Origin of the sequence: Bacillus sp. RAR_M1_44 (assembly GCF_020165935.1) — a bacterium.
Lineage (GTDB): Bacteria > Bacillota > Bacilli > Bacillales > Bacillaceae > Bacillus > Bacillus altitudinis.
This window is the reverse complement of record NZ_JAIUKX010000001.1, coordinates 1,578,339-1,597,968: the sequence shown is the minus strand read 5'-3', so window position 1 is coordinate 1,597,968 and position 19,630 is coordinate 1,578,339. Positions and strand designations below refer to the sequence as shown.

Sequence of the window (19,630 nt, the reverse complement as noted above, 5' to 3'; positions counted from 1 at the left end):
TTATAAAAAATACGAGAACAGGGCGCCTATCCACTCAATTGGACGCGTGAGAAGTGGGCGTTGTTTGTATTTTTCTTCAGTCATCAGTTCTGAAACTTCCATGTGTTCACGAATCTTTTCCTCTACATGTGCGGTGAAGGCGGGATCATCAATGGCCACATCCACTTCTTCGTTGAAAAACAAACTTCGTTTATCAAAGTTCGCCGTACTGATCATACAACGGCTATGATCGATGAGAATGGCTTTCGCATGATAAAACCCTTTATAAAAACGATACACAAGACATCCGGCAGCGATCAGATCTTTCAAATAATGAAATCCAGCTTCTTTCACAAGCGGGTGATCTGCCTTCATTGGGATGATGATGTCGACAGTCACGCCTCGCTTCCGTGCGTCAAGAAGGGCGCTTAGAAGAGGAGCAGATGGAATAAAATAGGGCGTGCAGATGGTGATTTGCTTTTTCGCCTGTTGAATATCGTGAAGAAATAAGGCCTCTAAAGAAAAACCTGCCGTCGCACGTGTAGTGCACTGTAATGTTCCCGGTTCCAGTGTAGGAAAAACCTCGTATTGCAGCTGTTGAATACCAGATGACCGGTACAAATCATTCAGAAACACATGCTGGAGGTCTGCGACAACCTGTCCTGTCATGCGCAGGTGATAGTCCTTCCAAATGCCAAACCTACCGTTTTTCCCTACATATTCATCGCCAATATTAAACCCGCCAATGTAGCCGATCTTCCCATCGATCACCGTGATCTTCCGGTGATTTCTCATGTTCAAGCGATAAATGAAAAAAGGAAAACGTGGTTTATTTAAAAAGTAAAATTGAATGCCGCTTTTTTCTAGCATCTGAATGGATGTTTGATCAAATGAATAGGAGCCTAACCGATCAGTGAGCAAAAAAACCGAAACACCTTGCTCTGCTTTCGCTTTAAGTGCTTGCAGAATCCTTTGCCCAATCTTGTCGTTCTTTACAATAAAGAACATCATATGAATAGAAGAAGAGGCTTGCTGTATATCCGTAAGAAGCTGATCAAACAGTGGTTCGCCATCATGATAAAAGGCTGCATCGCCGCTTGTTTGGTCAAAAGACCGTTCAAAAGCATGGGTAGAAAAATATTTTCTCCCTATATAAAGATCTAGCCTGACGAGTAGAACAATGACGAAGACGACGAGTAGAATGATCCATGCGATCATGAAGGTTCCTCCTTTTTTACATATGACGATAGTGTACCCAAATGGGCAAAAAATATTGACTGAATACTCATTCATTATTTATGATAGAGGTACAACATGGAAACGGAACAAAGTGGGTCTTGGGGAATGAAAGGGGGAGCAAGATGAATAGCCTTTTAATTGTTAACTTGATTGCATTTGCGGCAGTGACCGCTTACGCTGTGTATTTGTTTATTTATCTCATTCGAACACGAGCCGCGTATATTCGTCTTGGCAAAAAAGAAGAATTTCAAAAAGACATGAAAAAACGCTTAGAACGTGTTTGGGTGAATGTGTTTGGGCAAAAGAAACTGCTGAAGGACAAGAAGAGCGGCATCATTCATGTGCTGTTTTTCTATGGATTTATTTTAGTGCAGTTCGGAGCCCTTGATTTTATTATGAAGGGACTTGTTCCAGACAGCGGGCTACCATTAGGTCCGCTTTACGGTGTCTTTACGTTCTTCCAAGAGGTAGTCACACTTCTCATTTTAGTGGCGGTGGTTTGGGCGTTCCATAGAAGATATGTCGAGAAGTTAGTCCGTTTAAAAAGGGGCTTTAAATCAGGGCTTGTCCTTTTGTTTATTGGCGGATTGATGCTGACCGTATTACTGGGAAACGGAATGAACATCATTTGGCATGGGCACTCACTATCAGCAACTGAGCCAATTGCTTCCGGCATTGCTTTCTTGCTGGGCTGGCTGTCACCACTTGCAGCAACAATTGTGTTCTATGTCGCATGGTGGGTGCATCTTCTTATTTTACTGACGTTCTTAGTGTACGTCCCGCAGTCTAAGCACGCCCATCTCATCGCTGGCCCGGTCAACGTATTTGTCAGCAGATTGGACCCGCCAGGCAAACTGCAAAAAATTGATTTTGAAGATGAGACACAAGAAACGTTCGGCGTTGGGAAAATTGAAGATTTCCGTCAATCTCAGCTGATCGATCTTTACGCTTGTGTGGAGTGCGGGCGCTGTACGAATATGTGCCCGGCGACAGGGACGGGGAAAATGCTGTCTCCAATGGATTTGATTTTACGATTAAGAGATCATTTAACAAATAAAGGGGCTGCCATTACTTCAAAGACACCGTGGGTTCCGCAGCTTGCTTTCAAGCAGACGACAGGAAATCAGCTGGCGATGCAGGCAAGAGGAGCTGGAGCGGAAGAATCTGCGGCGAGCGCAATGTATCATCCTTCTCTCATTGGTGAGGTCATTACAGAAGAAGAAATCTGGGCATGCACGACATGCCGAAACTGTGAAGATCAGTGTCCTGTCATGAACGAACACGTCGACAAAATCATTGATATGCGCAGATACTTAGTGCTGACAGAAGGAAAAATGGATGCAGATGCACAGCGTGCGATGACAAGCATCGAGCGACAAGGGAACCCATGGGGATTGAACCGAAAAGAAAGAGAAAACTGGCGTGAACTAAGAGAAGATGTGCACGTACCGACGGTGAAAGAACTGAAAAAAGCAGATCAGACCTTCGACTATTTATTCTGGGTTGGATCGATGGGTGCATATGACAATAGAAGCCAAAAGATTGCTCTTGCCTTCGCAAAACTGCTCAATGAAGCAGGGGTTTCTTTTGCCATCCTAGGCAATAAAGAGAAAAATTCAGGCGATACACCGAGAAGACTTGGGAATGAATTTTTGTTCCAAGAGCTTGCTGCAAAGAACATCGAAGAATTCCAAAAAAATGACGTAACCAAAATTGTCACGATCGATCCGCATGCTTACAATTTATTTAAAAATGAATACCCAGACTTCGGGCTCGAGGCAGAGGTGTACCATCATACAGAATTACTGGCAGAGCTAGTAAAAGAGGGGAAATTAACGCCTATTCATGAAGTGAACGAGGTCATTACTTTCCACGATTCTTGCTACCTAGGCAGATATAACGAGGTCTATGATCCGCCAAGAGATATTTTAAAATCCATTCCGGGTGTGACACTGAAAGAAATGGAACGGAATCGTGAATCCGGGATGTGCTGCGGTGCCGGCGGCGGTTTAATGTGGATGGAAGAAGAGACAGGTACTCGGATTAACACAGCGAGAACGGAGCAGGCCTTACAGGTACAGCCGTCCATCATCAGCTCAGGGTGCCCATATTGTTTAACCATGCTTGGGGATGGGACGAAAGCGAAGGAAGTAGAAGAACAGGTCGGCACATTTGATGTTGCAGAACTTCTTGAAAAATCAGTGTTTGGCGAAACGAGAACGCAGGCTTCATAAAGGTGTCAGGCCGATGGATCGACTGTTCATCGGCCAGTGGACACCGATATTTAAAAGCTGTCTAGCATTTATGTAAGCGGTAACAAACAGGAGGGGAAAGAAATGAGCACGACGGTCATTGTATCTGGAGCGAGAACACCATTTGGGAAACTAGGTGGAACTTTAAGTCGTTTGACTGCTGCAGAATTAGGCGGGATGACGATAAAAGCTGCGCTGGAAAGAGCCTCAAATGTCCATGAAGTGGATGAAGTCATCATGGGCAGTGTGCTTCAAGGAGGACAAGGTCAAATTCCTTCAAGACAGGCAGCTAGACATGCAGATCTTCCTTGGTCGGTTCCGACGCAAACCATCAACAAAGTCTGTGCTTCAGGAATGCGCAGTGTCACGACAGCCGATCAAATCATTCGAGCGGGAGATGCCAATGTGATCGTGGCAGGCGGCATGGAATCCATGTCTCATGCTCCTTATCTTCTGAAAAAAGCACGATGGGGTTACAAAATGGGAGATGGTGCTGTACAAGATGCCATGATTTTAGATGGATTAACCTGTTCGTTTACAGGTGTTCATATGGGTGAGTATGGAAGCATGGCGGCGAAAGAGCTTGGCATCACACGAGAAGAACAGGACCTTTGGGCGTTAAGAAGTCATGAACGAGCCATTGAGGCGCAAAAAAATGGCTTTTTTAAAAATGAGATCATTCCCGTTACCGTCAAGAATAAAAAAGGAGATCAGCTGATTTCAGAAGATGAAGCCCCGAGGCGTGATACGTCATATGAACGTTTGTCAAAACTGATGCCCGTTTTCGATCAGGCAGGTACGATCACCGCTGGCAATGCACCGGGTGTCAATGATGGTGCAAGTGCGCTTCTATTAATGAAAGACACATACGCCATGCAGCAAGGTGAAAAACCTCTGGCAGTTGTGCTTGGGCATGCGCAAGTAGCAGTAGAGGCAAAGGACTTTCCGAAAACACCAGCCTATGCCATCGAAAAAGTGTTAAAGAAAACAGGGAAGCGAGTAGAGGATATCGATTTGTTTGAAATCAATGAGGCTTTTTCAGCGGTGGCATTGGCATGCGAAAAAATGCTTGGGCTGGATCGGCGGAAAATGAATGTGAACGGAGGGGCAGTCGCGATTGGTCACCCGATTGGAGCAAGCGGAACACGTATTATATTGACCTTGATCCATGCACTCAGACAAAGAGGCGGCGGGATCGGCATTGCGGCGATTTGCAGCGGCGGGGGTCAAGGTGATGCGATCATGATCAAGGTGGATTAAAAGGGAGGCGTTCATTGTCATGAGTATAGAAGAGACCGTCATGGTCGTTGGGGCTGGTCAAATGGGCTCGGGTATTGCCCAAGTATTTGCACAGTCAGGTTATACCGTCCTGCTCCATGATACGGAAGAGGAGCAGATTCATCGAGCCATTTCCTCTATGACCAAACAACTGACGAAACGAGCAGAAAAAGGAAAGCTGGCACATCAGGCAGTCCGTGATATTACACAGCGACTGGCTGTTTCAACAGATTTAAAGGATGTACAGCAGACGCATTTAGTGATTGAAGCCGCATCTGAACAAATGAAGATCAAAAAACAAATCTTTGAAACCCTCGATCAATTTGCACCTGATGACACGATATTTGCGACAAATACGTCTTCCTTGTCGATCACAGAATTAGCAGCCGTGACGAAACGGCCTGAGAAAGTGATTGGCATGCATTTTATGAATCCAGTTCCCGTGATGAAACTTGTGGAAGTAATCCGTGCGCTACAAACGGATGATGCCACGTACCAATTTGTTTTTGACACCGCAAAGACATTAGACAAAACCCCAATTGAAGTGGAAGACTTCCCTGGGTTTGTGTCAAATCGCATTTTGATGCCAATGATCAATGAAGCCATTTATACCCTTTATGAAGGCGTGGCAGATGTAGAAAGTATTGACGGCATCATGACGCTTGGAATGAACCATCCAATGGGCCCTCTTCGTCTCGCCGACCTCATCGGGCTCGATACTTGTTTATTTATTATGAATACCCTTCACGAGGGTCTTGGAGATAGCAAATATCGACCTTGTCCTCTTTTGAAAAAATACGTGAACGCAGGCTGGTTGGGCAAAAAGACAAAGAGAGGTTTTTACACTTACCACGACCACTCATAGGGGGAGTCAAGATGGATGTGTTGCTGACAGAAAAACAACGTCTTTGGAGAAAACGAGTAGCAGAATTTGCACGCCAGCATGTATTCCCTGAAATAGAAGCGATGGAACAGGGCGTGTTCCCGAAAACGCTTTTAGCTGAAATGGGTCGGCAAGGCTTTTTAGGCATTCCGATCCCAGATAAGTATCACGGATTAGGGGCAGATTTTACAACCTATATCATGGCGATTCATGAATTATCCAAAGTAAGTGCAACCATCGGTGTCATTGTATCCGTTCATACATCTGTTGTGACGATGCCTATTTTGGCGTTTGGAACAACTGAACAAAAAGAATCCTACGTTCCCAAGCTTGCGTCCGGGCAGAAGCTGGGCGCCTTTTGTCTAACTGAACCGAAGGCAGGATCAGATGCCTCTAGTATTCAGTTGAAAGCAGAGCGCGCAGACGATCACTATGTATTAAATGGAACGAAAATTTTTATCACAAGCGGCGGTGAAGCGGAAGTCTATCTTGTATTTGCCGTGACAGACCCTGCTTCTGCTAAGAAAAATATATCAGCGTTCATTGTGGAGAAGGGGACACCAGGATTTACGATCGGAAAAGATGAGAAGAAGATGGGCCTGCATGGATCAAAAACAGTCACACTTCATTTTGACGGTGTTCGAATTCCAAAAAAACAGCTGCTCGGTGCAGAAGGAGAAGGCTTTCGGATTGCCATGTCTAGCTTAAATGCGGGGAGAATTGGCATTGCGGCTCAAAGCCTTGGCATTGCAGAAGCCGCATTAGATGAGGCGGTGACGTATTTAAAGCAGCACCCAGCTGGCCTTGAAACGACCATTCGGTTGGGCGATCTGGGCACCAAGCTGGAAGCGGCAAAACTTCTTGTCTATCAAGCCGCCTCTTATAAAGAGGCCAATCGCCCTGTCACGAAGGAAGCGTCGATGGCGAAGTTATTTGCATCTAAAACAGCGGTTGATATTAGTACAGAAGTCATCCATTTGCTTGGTCTAGCCGGTTACACGAAGCAATACCGAGCAGAGCGGTACTTTCGTGATGCGAAAATTTGTGAGATTTATGAAGGAACAAGTGAAATACAAAGGCTGGTTATTTGTAAACAGCTAATATGAAGTGAGGTGGCTCATGATGCAGTTCCAATTAAGTGACGAACACGAAATGATACAAAAAATGGTGAGAGATTTTGCGAAAAATGAAGTGGAGCCAACAGCAGCAGAGCGAGATGAAACAGAATCGTATGATCCGGCTATTTTTCGTCAAATGGCGGAGCTTGGTTTAACGGGAATCCCTTGGCCAGAAGAAAATGGAGGGATTGGTAGTGATTATTTGGCCTATGTCATAGCTGTTGAAGAGCTCTCACGAGTGTGCGCCTCAACAGGCGTCACCCTATCTGCTCACACATCACTCGCCTCATGGCCAATCTATACATTCGGAACAGATGAGCAAAAGGAGACGTATTTAAAGCCGCTTGCAGAGGGACAGAAGATCGGCGCATACGCACTGACCGAGAGCGGCTCGGGTTCAGATGCTGGCGGAATGAAAACAACAGCAGTAAAAGCAGGGAATGAATACGTCTTGAACGGGGCAAAGATTTTTATTACCAATGGTGGCATTGCGGATTATTATATTGTGTTTGCTGTTACTGACAAGGATGCTTCATCGCGCAATACAACCGCTTTTATTGTAGAAAAAGAGACGCAAGGCTTTTCAATAGGCAAAAAAGAAAGCAAACTGGGCATCCGCTCATCGCCAACGACAGAAATCATCTTTGAAGACTGTCGTATACCCGAAAGGAACCGGCTTGGTCAAGAAGGCGAAGGTTTTAAGATAGCGATGATGACACTTGACGGCGGCAGAAACGGTATTGCCGCACAAGCTGTTGGTATTGCTCAAGGTGCTCTGGATGCAGCAGTCAAATATGCAAAGGAGCGCAAACAATTCGGTAAACCAATCATTCAGCAGCAAGGCATTGCTTTTAAGTTAGCGGATATGGCAACGGCAATTGAGGCCTCAAGACTGCTCACCTATCAGGCAGCATGGCTTGAAACGAAAGGGCTTCCGTATGGGAAAGAATCAGCTATGTCCAAGCTCTTTGCCGGTGATACAGCCATGAAGGTGACGACAGAAGCTGTACAAATCTTCGGTGGATACGGCTATACAAAGGATTACCCAGTCGAACGATACATGCGTGATGCGAAAATCACTCAAATCTATGAAGGTACACAAGAAATCCAGCGGCTGGTCATCTCACGGAAACTGCTAGATATGTAGAAACCAAGTAAAGACCACCTGATGTGAGGTGGTCTGTTTTTGTCTCAAATGTGAAATCCTCTCCAATGTGATCTCATATCACTTGATCGTTATGGTAAAATTGGAAAAAAATCAAAATGGAGGTTATCATGATGAACACAACATTGATTGGCATTTTAGGAATCGTCACAATGATCATATGGATTATGGTCTCCACAGAGCTTTCAAATTCTCCAAAAAAGAAGGAAGAAAAAGAAAACAGCCGCAGAAAACTCATTGTACTCATGTCTGCGGGCACTTTATTCACCGTACCTTTGGTTTTTTCACTCATTCAGAATATCCAGCTGTAACCTATCCCTTCGACTAAACCGCTGCTGTCTGTTTTAATTTCATCCATTTGAAGAAAACAAAACGGACGAGTGGTCCCATAATCAACATCTGCAAAGGGAACGCCAACATGACATTATGGCCGAAAATCGTTAAGTAATCAGATAGAATCGATTGTGTTTGAAATCCTGTGCCGATGCTTTGAACAACATATCCGCATAAAGACATGAGACACACCATCCCAAACACGATAAAGATAGAAAGAGTAAGAATAAAATAGATTTTCTTGCCTTTTGGGGCAAAACGGTTGGCTGCTTTTTTTGCTGAAGGCCCAACAATACACATCTCAATCAACAACGTGATGGCAAAACCGATCACATAGGTGAGTACACCTTCTAACCATGTCATATGTCCAAGCCGTCCATTTAAAAATAGGTTATAAAAGAACATCACTGAAAACATACAAAAACACATCAAGACACCAAATTGTATATCTTCTTTTTTTGTCATTGGCAATTCGATCAACCTCTCAAAATTAGTCTATTTATTATAGATTTCTGTATCAATTCGTCGTAAGTGAACATTTTGTGAAGGAATAAATCCCCTTTTTTAAGAAGAGTAAATGGCTTTGTATTCATCAAAAGAGAAGACAAAAAAGCATGCAAAACGTGTGCTTCACACATGAATTGTGTCAATTCGGTACAAATGATTGACCGCTAGAGGCTCCTCTTGTGAAAAAATCAAAAATTAACATCAATAAAGGTGGCATAAACTCCCCTAATTTGTTTATAATGAGAGGTATGGTTTGTCGTAAGAATAAGGTATAAATACTTATTATTTCACTGATAAATGGATACATACATGTAATAGAAAGGGAGTGTCTGACCTTGAGTTTGAAAGAATACTCACAGGAACAGCTCAAACAAATGTCTTTAGTTGAACTTGCTTATGAAATTTTCAGAGACAGCAAAACACCGATTACGTTTTCCGAGTTAATAGATGAAATTGTCCGTTTGCAAGGGATACAAAAATCTGATCTTGATGATCGACTTGCTCAATTTTATACAGACTTAAATATAGATGGCCGCTTTATTTCGTTAGGTGATCAGAGATGGGGACTTCGCAGCTGGTATCCAGTTGATCAAATCGAAGAAGAAGTTCAGCCAGCTGTGAAAACAAAAGCGAAAAAGAAAAAAACAAAAGCTGCTGTCGTTGAAGAAGACTTCGATGATATTGAAGAGGAAGAAGAAATCGACGAGCTTGAAGAAGATCTTGATCTTGTTGAAGACGACGAGGACCTTGACCTAGACGATGAAGAAATCGATGAAGAGATAGAAGAGTTCGACGAAGATGATGATGAAGATGATGACGGCTTAACGGAAATTGATGAAGACGATTTAGACGATGATGAGGAAGACAAATAACCCTCACAAACCGGTCCTGAAAACAGGACAAAACCGTCTTGACTTTCCAGAGCGAACTATGTAGTATGTATTTTGGGCTCTCTAAAAAAGAGTACGTAAAGATACGTTCATTTACGCTCCCTTTCATTTATTTGAAAGGGAGCTTTCTTATTTTTCAAGAGATTTAGGGATACACTCTAAAAGGATGAAGCTGTGCATGTCTAGTCATGCAAGGGTAAAAAAGAGAGGAGCATACGAAATGACAAAGTATATTTTTGTAACAGGAGGAGTTGTTTCCTCACTTGGAAAAGGGATCACGGCTGCATCGTTAGGCCGCCTTCTGAAAAATAGAGGGATGGATGTCACCATTCAAAAATTTGATCCATATATCAACGTAGACCCAGGGACAATGAGTCCATACCAGCACGGTGAGGTATTTGTCACAGATGACGGTGCTGAAACAGACCTTGACTTAGGTCACTACGAGCGTTTCATTGACATTAACTTAAATAAGTACAGCAACGTTACAACAGGTAAAATCTACTCTACTGTTCTGAAGAAAGAGCGCCGCGGTGACTACTTAGGTGGAACAGTACAGGTTATTCCCCACATTACAAATGAAATCAAAGACCGTGTGTACCGTGCCGGAAAAGAAACGGGTGCAGATGTGGTCATTACAGAAATCGGTGGAACAGTAGGAGATATCGAATCCCTTCCATTCCTAGAAGCGATTCGTCAAATGAAGAGTGACATCGGCCGTGAAAACGTGATGTACATTCATTGTACCCTTGTTCCTTACATCCGTGCTGCAGGCGAACTGAAAACAAAACCAACACAGCATAGTGTAAAAGAACTTCGCAGTCTTGGTATTCAGCCAAACGTCATTGTGGTCAGAACTGAAATGCCATTGGCACAAGACATGAAGGACAAAATTGCGCTATTCTGTGATATTGATACGAAAGCAGTCATCGAATGTCAGGATGCAGATACCCTTTATTCGATTCCGCTTGATTTACAAAAACAAGGATTAGACAAGCTTGTATGTGAGCACATGAAGCTTGACTGTCAAGATGCGGACATGACGGAGTGGACGGCGCTTGTTGATAAAGTGCAAAACCTTTCAAAACAAGTCACAATTGGTCTTGTAGGGAAATATGTTGAGCTGCAAGATGCATACATTTCTGTCGTTGAATCACTTCGTCATGCGGGCTATGCATTTGATGCGGATGTTCAAATCAAATGGATCAACGCAGAAGAAGTCACAGCAGAAAATATGGCTGATTTCGCTCAAGATGTAGACGGCATTATTGTTCCTGGAGGCTTCGGAGACCGCGGAGTAGAAGGGAAAATCATTGCAACACAATATGCGCGCGAAAACAAAGTGCCATTCTTTGGAATCTGCTTAGGTATGCAAGTCGCATCTATCGAATATGCGAGAAACGTACTAGGTTTAGAGGGAGCACATTCCGCTGAAATTGATCCAGAAACAGCATTCCCAATCATCGACCTTCTTCCAGAACAGAAGGATGTTGATGACTTAGGTGGAACACTTCGCCTCGGCCTATACCCTTGTAAATTAAACGAAGACTCAAAAGCATTTGCTGCATACAATGACGAAGTCGTGTACGAACGCCACCGTCATCGCTATGAGTTCAATAACGAATTCAGACAGCAAATGGAAGCAGCAGGTTTTGTCTTCTCTGGTACAAGCCCAGACGGACGCCTTGTTGAAATCATTGAACTGAAGGATCACCCATGGTTCCTTGCTTCTCAGTTCCACCCAGAATTCATTTCAAGACCGACAAGACCACAGCCGTTATTTAGAGATTTCGTTGGTGCTTCACTACAGGCATCTGAATCAAAATAAAACAAAAAACTGCCGAGAATATCATCTTCTCGGCAGTTTTTTTATTCATATTCCTCAACGATTTCTTTCACAGTAAACGATAGAGCATGGTAGACATATAAGCAGGTCATCAGTGCAGGATAGCCGAACCTTGTTCCATCTTCAGCAGGCACAAGTGGTTTTTTGAGCTGAAAATCAATGTGGACATCACAATGCTCTTCAATAAATGATGTCTCCTTTTGTGCAGGGCCGACCCCGACAATAGGTGTACCTTGTTCGTGCAGCTCTTTAACAAGGGATTGAATCTCTTGATTTTCTGGATCTGAATAAAATAAAAGCACCCTGTCACTTGGATGAAGTAAGCTGCGCTCCTTTTGATCCAGCGGCAGAACCTTCGCACCCGGAAAAGGCTCCTTGCTCTCAGATGCCTCTAAGGCTACAGCCGCCAGTTCATTCTTGCCATGGAAATACACGGCATGTCCACTGACAACGGCCTGAGCAAGAAGGCGTGCACCGTCTTCGATCGCTTCGGCCTGCTTATCTCCAATACGTGAAAAAATACCTGATAATTGGGTAGTGAAAATTTTTAACAAGACTCATTTCCTCCTTCTGTCAGATCATTTTATAATAGAATATAAAGAGAATATTAGGAAAAATGCTCAGAAAATGTCGTAAAGTAAACTATTATAATTAAAGGAAATGTGAAAATCAAACAGAATTATTTAACAACAGCTCTTTTTATGGCGAAAAATGAAAGCAATGGGGTGTAACAGATGAATGAGAAAATTTTAATTGTCGATGATCAGTACGGTATTAGAATATTGCTGAATGAAGTGTTTCATAAAGAAGGCTATCAAACCTTTCAAGCCGCTAATGGACTACAGGCATTAGATATTGTGAAAAACCATAGACCAAACCTCGTCCTGCTTGATATGAAGATTCCCGGAATGGATGGCATTGAGATTTTAAAACGCATGAAATTAATTGATGAAGACATCCGCGTGATCATTATGACAGCTTATGGCGAACTAGATATGATTCAAGAGTCTAAAGAGCTCGGTGCATTAACGCATTTTGCTAAACCATTTGATATTGATGAAATCCGTGATGCAGTCAAAGAATACTTGCCGCTCGAAACAAATGGCTAGATGGAAATGATTGAATCAAGTCATTCTGTTGCCGATTTGTCGAATAATTGGTATTCTAGATAAGAAGAAGAAAGCGATCTGACTTTGAAAGTTTACATATGGCGAGAAATTCTGGTCATGCTAGGGTGGAGAGCTTTTTTTAGTAAGCAAATTAGCTACATAGGGAGGATTTTTCATCATGCCTTTAGTTTCAATGACAGAAATGTTGAAAGACGCAAAGGAAAAAGGTTACGCTGTTGGACAGTTTAACTTAAATAACTTAGAATTCACGCAAGCGATTTTACAAGCTGCTGAAGAAGAGAAATCTCCAGTTATCTTAGGAGTATCTGAAGGAGCAGGACGCTACATGGGCGGCTTCAAAACAGTTGTCGCTATGGTAAAAGCGTTAATCGAAGAATATAATGTAACAGTTCCTGTTGCGATTCATTTAGATCACGGTTCAAGCTTTGAATCTTGTGCAAAAGCGATTCATGCAGGATTTACTTCTGTGATGATTGATGCTTCTCACCATCCATTTGATGAGAACGTAGCGACAACTGCAAAAGTGGTTGAGCTTGCACATTTCCACGGTGTATCTGTAGAAGCTGAGCTTGGAACTGTTGGTGGACAAGAAGACGACGTCATCGCTGAGGGCGTTATTTATGCTGATCCAAAAGAGTGCCAAGAGCTTGTAGAACGTACTGGTATTGACTGCCTTGCGCCTGCACTAGGTTCAGTTCATGGTCCATACAAAGGTGAACCAAACCTTGGTTTCGCTGAAATGGAAGAAATCGGTAAAACAACTGGACTTCCACTTGTTCTTCACGGCGGAACAGGTATCCCAACTGCTGACATCAAGCGTGCGATTTCACTTGGTACAGCAAAAATCAATGTAAACACTGAAAACCAAATTGCTTCTGCGAAAGCAGTTCGCGAAACACTTGCTGCAAAAACAGAAGAGTATGATCCACGTAAATATCTTGGACCAGCTCGTGACGCAATTAAAGCGACTGTTATCGGCAAAATGCGTGAATTTGGTTCTTCTAACCAAGCATAATTTGATGAGAACCGAAAGCCGCCTGAGTCACAGGCGGTTTTCTCCATATCATGAGAAAGCGCAATCAAATTTACATTTCAGACAATTTATTGATAGGAGAGTGGCACAGTTATGTTATTTTTCGTAGACACAGCGAATATCGCAGACATCAAAGAGGCACACGAGCTTGGCATTTTAGCAGGCGTGACAACAAACCCTAGTTTAGTAGCGAAAGAAAAGGACGTATCGTTCCACGACCGCCTTCGTGAAATCACTGACGTGGTATCAGGTTCAGTTAGTGCGGAAGTCATTTCTCTCAAAGCAGAAGAAATGATCGAAGAAGGAAAAGAGCTGGCTGCTATTGCACCAAATATCACAGTGAAAATCCCAATGACAACAGACGGTCTTAAAGCAGTCAAAGCGTTAACAGACCTTGGGATTAAAACAAACGTCACGTTGATTTTTAGTGCAAACCAGGCACTTCTTGCAGCTAGAGCTGGTGCGACGTATGTCTCTCCATTCCTCGGCCGCTTAGATGACATTGGCCAAAATGGTCTTGATCTCATTAGTGAAGTGAAAACCATTTTTGATGTTCATGGATTAGATACACAAATCATTGCTGCATCCATTCGTCACCCGCAGCATGTGACAGAAGCTGCGCTTAGAGGTGCTCATATCGGCACAATGCCGCTGAAAGTCATCAAGCAGCTGACAAAACACCCATTAACGGATGCAGGCATTGAGCAATTTTTAGCAGACTGGAATAAATAAGTGATTGTGGCAGACGGATACGCATCCGTTTGCCGCAGTTTTCCTTAAATACGCTAAGAAATGTTTTGTGCAAAGAAGAGAACATCACAGCCTCGCAAAGCTTCGATTATTTTTCTTCCGACAAATTTCGTTTAACCTGTATTCTTTCTCTTGATATTGGCTAAATTTTGGACAAGACCTTTTAAAGCGCGACATCCACAAACAGTATAACTCCAACAGTGATCTTCTTTAAGAAGGGAGACAAATATGGAAAAGTTAAACATTGCCGGCGGTGACCCCTTGCGCGGGACCGTACATATTAGTGGTGCGAAAAATAGTGCTGTGGCACTGATTCCTGCCACGATTCTCGCTGATTCTCCAGTAACCATTGAAGGCCTTCCGCATATTTCAGATATTGACACATTACGAGATCTGTTAGAAGAGATTGGCGGAAAGGTCACATTTGAAAAAGGTGAGATGGTTGTCAATCCTGCCTCCATGATCAGTATGCCGCTTCCTAATGGGAAAGTGAAGAAACTACGAGCATCCTATTATTTAATGGGCGCCATGCTCGGTAGATTCAAGCAGGCTGTCATTGGATTACCAGGAGGATGTCACTTAGGACCTAGACCGATCGATCAGCATATCAAAGGCTTTGAAGCACTTGGAGCCGAGGTGACAAACGAACAGGGTGCGATTTATTTGCGCGCTGAAAAATTAGTCGGAGCCCGTATTTATCTTGATGTTGTCAGTGTAGGTGCGACCATCAACATCATGCTGGCAGCCGTGCTTGCTGAAGGGAAAACAGTGATTGAAAATGCCGCAAAAGAACCCGAAATTATTGATGTAGCGACACTGCTTGCAAGCATGGGAGCTAAAATCAAAGGTGCGGGGACGGATGTGATTCGGATTGAAGGTGTGGAATCTCTTCATGGCTGCAGGCATTCCATCATCCCTGACCGCATAGAAGCAGGTACATTTTTAATTGCAGGTGCAGCGATGGGGGATGAAGTTGTGCTTGATAATGTGATCCCAACTCATTTAGAATCAATTACGGCGAAACTTAGAGAGATGGGATTCACAATTGAAACAAGCAACGATCAAATGCTGATCGTTGGCAGAAATGAAGGACTCAAGCCTGTCGATATCAAAACCCTTGTGTATCCGGGCTTTCCGACCGATCTTCAACAGCCGATGACGGCTTTGTTAACAAAAGCGAAAGGCACGAGTGTCGTGACAGATACCATTTACTCTGCCCGCTTTAAACACATTGACGAATTGCGTCGAATGGGTGCTAACATGAAGGTGGAAGGAAGATCTGCCATTATTACAGGTCAAACGCAGCTTCAAGGTGCAAAGGTCAAAGCAAGTGATCTGCGAGCAGGTGCTTGTCTCGTTGTTGCAGGGTTAATGGCAGACGGTGTGACCGAAATCACAGGGCTTGAACATATAGACAGAGGATATAGTATGCTTGAGGAGAAGCTTGAAGGCTTGGGTGCAACCATCTGGCGTGAAAAGCTGAATGACCAAGAAATAGAAGAACTTCAAAATTCATAAGGCTTTGACTGTGAGAGGAGATTTGGACAAAAATGGAAAGAAGTTTATCGATGGAACTAGTACGGGTGACAGAAGCAGCTGCATTAAAATCTGCTCGTTGGATGGGTAGAGGTTTAAAAGACGAAGCGGATGATGCTGCAACAAGTGCCATGCGTGATGTATTTGATACGATTCCGATGAAGGGAACTGTGGTCATCGGCGAGGGAGAAATGGACGAAGCACCAATGCTTTATATTGGGGAAAAGCTTGGAAACGGATATGGACCTCGCGTGGATGTCGCTGTTGATCCATTGGAAGGAACAAATATTGTGGCAAGTGGCGGCTGGAATGCATTAGCTGTTATCGCTGTTGCTGATCATGGCAACTTGCTGAATGCACCTGATATGTACATGGATAAGATCGCAGTAGGTCCAGAAGCGGTAGGCTGCATCGACATTGAAGCGCCTGTCATTGACAATCTTCGTGCTGTTGCAAAAGCGAAAAACAAAGATATTGAAGATGTTGTTGCGACAATTTTAAACAGAGAGCGACATGAAAAGATCATTGCTGAGCTGAGAGAAGCTGGAGCAAGAATCAAGTTGATCGATGATGGTGACGTTGCAGGAGCCATTAATACAGCATTTGATCACACAGGTGTTGATATTCTATTTGGTTCAGGTGGAGCGCCTGAAGGTGTCCTTTCTGCTGTTGCGCTTAAAGCACTTGGTGGAGAAATCCACGGTAAGCTTCTTCCACAAAGTGAAGAAGAGCTGAGACGCTGTGAGAAAATGGGACTGGATGTTGGAAAAGTCCTCAGAATGGAAGACCTCGTGAAAGGCGATGACGCCATTTTTGCAGCGACAGGTGTAACAGATGGCGAGTTATTAAAAGGTGTTCAATTTAAAGGCTCTGTTGGAACAACACATAGTGTTGTCATGCGTGCGAAATCAGGTACTGTTCGATTCGTCGATGGCAGACACAGTTTAAAGAAAAAACCGAATCTTGTCATTCGTCCGTAATCTGAAAGCGGGTATTCTTTACCCGCTTTTCATATAGGTGTCAAATATATATCATTTTCTTTTTAAAGTTGAATATTCCCTGCAAATGAGGTAAAACTAAAGAGTGCTGCGAAATTTTCTGCGAATTTACTTCTTTTAAGCTTCAACAAGTTTAAATACTGCCGCATCATGACGATATACTCATTATCCTTCTCTATGTTGACAAAGCTCAATTTCACATTGTTCCTATCTTTACGATAAAACGAGTGTGAGCGTTACCATGAGAGCGAGGTCATTCCAACAAAAACGGAATTAAAAGCTAATCAAATACAATAGTCATGCATTCGTAATGAAATACATTGACTAGAAAAGTGTGGTGTCCATATTGAAAGATGTTTCGATTTCATCTTTGGAAAATATGAAATTAAAAGAGCTGTATGAGTTAGCAAAAAAGTACAAAATCTCTTATTACAGCAAACTAACAAAAAAAGAATTAATTTTTGCCATCTTAAAGGCAAACGCTGAGCAAGAGGATCTCTTATTTATGGAAGGGGTTCTAGAAATTATTCAGTCAGAGGGATTTGGTTTCTTAAGACCAATTAACTACTCCCCAAGTTCTGAAGACATTTATATTTCAGCTTCACAAATCAGACGCTTTGATTTAAGAAATGGTGATAAGGTGTCTGGAAAGGTACGACCTCCAAAAGAGAATGAACGCTACTATGGCCTCCTTCATGTCGAAGCGGTAAATGGGGACGACCCAGAATCAGCTAAGGAACGTGTTCACTTTCCTGCACTCACGCCGCTATTCCCTGATCGTCAAATGATTCTTGAAACACAGCCTAATCACCTGTCTACTAGAATTATGGATATGATGGCACCAGTTGGTTTTGGACAGCGTGGTTTAATTGTTGCACCGCCTAAGGCTGGGAAAACCATTTTGCTCAAAGAAATTGCCAACAGTATCTCTGAAAATCATCCAGAGGCAGAACTGATTGTTCTTCTTATTGACGAACGTCCAGAGGAAGTAACAGATATCGAACGTTCTGTTGCAGGTGATGTCGTTAGTTCAACCTTTGACGAAGTACCGGAAAACCACATTAAAGTAGCAGAGCTTGTATTAGAGCGTGCGATGCGTCTAGTTGAACATAAAAAAGATGTCATCATCTTAATGGACAGCATCACAAGGCTTGCTCGTGCATACAACCTGGTCATCCCGCCAAGCGGCCGAACGCTTTCTGGTGGTATTGATCCAGCGGCTTTCCACCGTCCAAAACGCTTCTTTGGTGCTGCGCGTAACATCGAAGAAGGTGGAAGCTTGACCATTTTAGCTACTGCACTTGTTGATACGGGATCACGTATGGACGATGTGATTTATGAAGAGTTTAAAGGAACAGGAAACATGGAGCTCCATTTAGATCGTTCTCTTGCAGAAAGAAGAATTTTCCCAGCCATCGACATTCGTCGTTCCGGTACAAGAAAAGAAGAACTGCTTGTGCCTAAAGAGCATCTTGATCGTCTATGGGCGATGAGAAAATCAATGTCAGATACACCTGATTTCGCTGAGAAATTCATGCGCAAAATGAGAAAAACAAAGACAAACCAAGAATTTTTCGATATTTTAACGCAAGAGTGGAAACAAGCAAATATGTCTGCATCAAGAAGATAGCTTCCTGAAAAAATACATTTGCAATCATAGACTTACACTGTTATAATTTTATCATGTGCGTTTCAGAATTTATTCTGAGATATTAACTCTGTTTCCGAATTGGATTCAGGGCGGAAGGAGATGACAGTAGATGAAAACAGGAATTCATCCTAACTACAAAAAAGCTACAGTCAAATGCGCTTGTGGAAATGAGTTTGAAACTGGATCAGTAAAAGAAGAGGTACGCATCGAGATTTGCTCTGAGTGCCATCCTTTCTATACAGGCCGTCAAAAATTCGCTTCTGCTGATGGACGTGTTGACCGCTTTAACAAAAAATACGGTCTTAAGTAATAATAGATACAATAAACAGGCAGGAATCCGTTCTTGCCTGTTTTTTTACGTGGATTGATGGAACTTTAAAACGGGGGAGAAGACCTTATGTATGTGATGAAACAAAGCGGTTGGCTTGAAGTCATCTGCGGAAGTATGTTTTCTGGAAAGTCGGAAGAATTGATTCGGAGAGCCAAAAGAGCCACCTTTGCCAAACAAGAAGTAAAAATATTCAAACCAGCGATTGATAACCGGTATAGCACAAGCTCAGTTGTGTCACATAACGGTTCATCGGTCGATGGGATTGCAGTAACCTCACCAAAAGACATAATAACGCACATATCAGAACGAACCGATGTCATTGGCATTGATGAGGTGCAATTTTTTGATGAGACAATCATTGATATTGTCACTCAATTGGCTGATAAAGGCTACCGAGTCATTGTTGCAGGCCTTGATCAAGACTTCAGAGGAGAGCCATTTGGTGTTGTTCCGCATTTAATGGCATGTGCAGAGCTTGTAACAAAACTTCAAGCAGTTTGTTCGGTATGCGGCTCCCCAGCGAGTAGAACACAACGCTTGATCGACGGTAAACCCGCATCCTATGATGATCCCATTATTTTAGTAGGTGCGCAGGAATCATACGAAGCACGATGCAGACATCACCATGAAGTACCAAAATTAGATGTTGGTACAACACTTGACAATTAAAAAAATAGCAAATGCCGCTGTGTTTCGTTTTTCGAGATTTTG

The 19,630-nt window shown here is 43.1% G+C and carries 19 protein-coding genes; 16 read left to right on the top strand and 3 right to left on the bottom strand.

The features are described 5' to 3' along the window. Positions 1-1,197, bottom strand: coding sequence for a cardiolipin synthase (cls, locus tag LCD34_RS08550; protein WP_046526733.1), 1,197 nt, complete (start codon positions 1,195-1,197; stop codon positions 1-3). A gap of 143 nt (positions 1,198-1,340) precedes the next feature. On the opposite strand from cls, the gene LCD34_RS08545 reads away from it, so the two are divergent. From LCD34_RS08545 to LCD34_RS08520, 6 genes are all read left to right on the top strand, one after another. Further along, positions 1,341-3,452, top strand: coding sequence for a (Fe-S)-binding protein (locus LCD34_RS08545; protein WP_035702354.1), 2,112 nt, complete (start codon positions 1,341-1,343; stop codon positions 3,450-3,452). A 102-nt stretch (positions 3,453-3,554) separates the two neighbouring features. Next, positions 3,555-4,730 (top strand): acetyl-CoA C-acetyltransferase, encoded by a 1,176-nt coding sequence (locus tag LCD34_RS08540; protein ID WP_135226408.1) that lies wholly within the window; start codon positions 3,555-3,557, stop codon positions 4,728-4,730. Between the two features lie 19 nt (positions 4,731-4,749). Beyond that, a complete protein-coding gene (locus LCD34_RS08535; protein WP_007497692.1) occupies positions 4,750-5,613 on the top strand; it encodes a 3-hydroxybutyryl-CoA dehydrogenase in 864 nt (287 codons plus the stop codon). 11 nt (positions 5,614-5,624) lie between these two features. After that, positions 5,625-6,737, top strand: a complete 1,113-nt coding sequence (locus LCD34_RS08530) for an acyl-CoA dehydrogenase family protein (protein WP_081114223.1) — start codon at positions 5,625-5,627, stop codon at positions 6,735-6,737. 16 nt (positions 6,738-6,753) lie between these two features. Continuing rightward, positions 6,754-7,896, top strand: a complete 1,143-nt coding sequence (locus LCD34_RS08525) for an acyl-CoA dehydrogenase (RefSeq protein WP_224558789.1) — start codon at positions 6,754-6,756, stop codon at positions 7,894-7,896. 128 nt (positions 7,897-8,024) lie between these two features. Continuing rightward, the gene (locus LCD34_RS08520) at positions 8,025-8,225 is read left to right on the top strand and encodes a hypothetical protein (RefSeq protein WP_224558788.1); all 201 of its coding nucleotides are present in this window, start codon (positions 8,025-8,027) and stop codon (positions 8,223-8,225) included. 13 nt (positions 8,226-8,238) lie between these two features. Here LCD34_RS08520 and LCD34_RS08515 read toward each other — a convergent pair whose 3' ends face one another. Beyond that, on the bottom strand, positions 8,239-8,712 hold the full coding sequence (locus LCD34_RS08515; RefSeq protein WP_224559426.1) for a DUF2798 domain-containing protein: 474 nt from the start codon (positions 8,710-8,712) through the stop codon (positions 8,239-8,241). A 377-nt stretch (positions 8,713-9,089) separates the two neighbouring features. Between LCD34_RS08515 and rpoE the strand changes: the two genes are divergently transcribed. Next, positions 9,090-9,626 (top strand): DNA-directed RNA polymerase subunit delta, encoded by a 537-nt coding sequence (gene rpoE / locus LCD34_RS08510; RefSeq protein WP_224558787.1) that lies wholly within the window; start codon positions 9,090-9,092, stop codon positions 9,624-9,626. 238 nt (positions 9,627-9,864) lie between these two features. Beyond that, the gene (pyrG, locus tag LCD34_RS08505) at positions 9,865-11,472 is read left to right on the top strand and encodes a glutamine hydrolyzing CTP synthase (protein ID WP_017360053.1); all 1,608 of its coding nucleotides are present in this window, start codon (positions 9,865-9,867) and stop codon (positions 11,470-11,472) included. 41 nt (positions 11,473-11,513) lie between these two features. Here pyrG and LCD34_RS08500 read toward each other — a convergent pair whose 3' ends face one another. After that, positions 11,514-12,044 (bottom strand): DUF2529 domain-containing protein, encoded by a 531-nt coding sequence (locus LCD34_RS08500; RefSeq protein ID WP_072367349.1) that lies wholly within the window; start codon positions 12,042-12,044, stop codon positions 11,514-11,516. Between the two features lie 180 nt (positions 12,045-12,224). Here LCD34_RS08500 and LCD34_RS08495 point away from each other — a divergent pair, with 180 nt between their 5' ends. The 8 genes from LCD34_RS08495 (at position 12,225) to LCD34_RS08460 (ending at position 19,588) form a co-directional block, all read left to right on the top strand. Further along, positions 12,225-12,599, top strand: a complete 375-nt coding sequence (locus tag LCD34_RS08495; protein ID WP_003214681.1) for a response regulator — start codon at positions 12,225-12,227, stop codon at positions 12,597-12,599. Positions 12,600-12,777: 178 nt separating this feature from the next. Next, entirely contained in the window at positions 12,778-13,635 is an 858-nt protein-coding gene (locus tag LCD34_RS08490; protein ID WP_007497678.1) for a class II fructose-bisphosphate aldolase, read from the top strand. 111 nt (positions 13,636-13,746) lie between these two features. Further along, positions 13,747-14,385, top strand: coding sequence for a fructose-6-phosphate aldolase (gene fsa / locus LCD34_RS08485; protein ID WP_003215343.1), 639 nt, complete (start codon positions 13,747-13,749; stop codon positions 14,383-14,385). Positions 14,386-14,631: 246 nt separating this feature from the next. After that, on the top strand, positions 14,632-15,921 hold the full coding sequence (locus LCD34_RS08480; protein WP_007497673.1) for a UDP-N-acetylglucosamine 1-carboxyvinyltransferase: 1,290 nt from the start codon (positions 14,632-14,634) through the stop codon (positions 15,919-15,921). A gap of 32 nt (positions 15,922-15,953) precedes the next feature. Beyond that, a complete protein-coding gene (gene glpX, locus LCD34_RS08475) occupies positions 15,954-16,919 on the top strand; it encodes a class II fructose-bisphosphatase (RefSeq protein ID WP_007497670.1) in 966 nt (321 codons plus the stop codon). A 364-nt stretch (positions 16,920-17,283) separates the two neighbouring features. Then, positions 17,284-18,567 carry a transcription termination factor Rho gene (rho, locus tag LCD34_RS08470; RefSeq protein ID WP_007497667.1) on the top strand — a complete coding sequence of 428 codons (1,284 nt, stop codon included), beginning with the start codon at positions 17,284-17,286 and terminating at the stop codon, positions 18,565-18,567. Positions 18,568-18,697: 130 nt separating this feature from the next. Next, entirely contained in the window at positions 18,698-18,898 is a 201-nt protein-coding gene (gene rpmE, locus LCD34_RS08465; RefSeq protein ID WP_003215407.1) for a 50S ribosomal protein L31, read from the top strand. Positions 18,899-18,985: 87 nt separating this feature from the next. Continuing rightward, positions 18,986-19,588 carry a thymidine kinase gene (locus LCD34_RS08460; RefSeq protein ID WP_007497666.1) on the top strand — a complete coding sequence of 201 codons (603 nt, stop codon included), beginning with the start codon at positions 18,986-18,988 and terminating at the stop codon, positions 19,586-19,588. Positions 19,589-19,630: the final 42 nt, after the last annotated feature.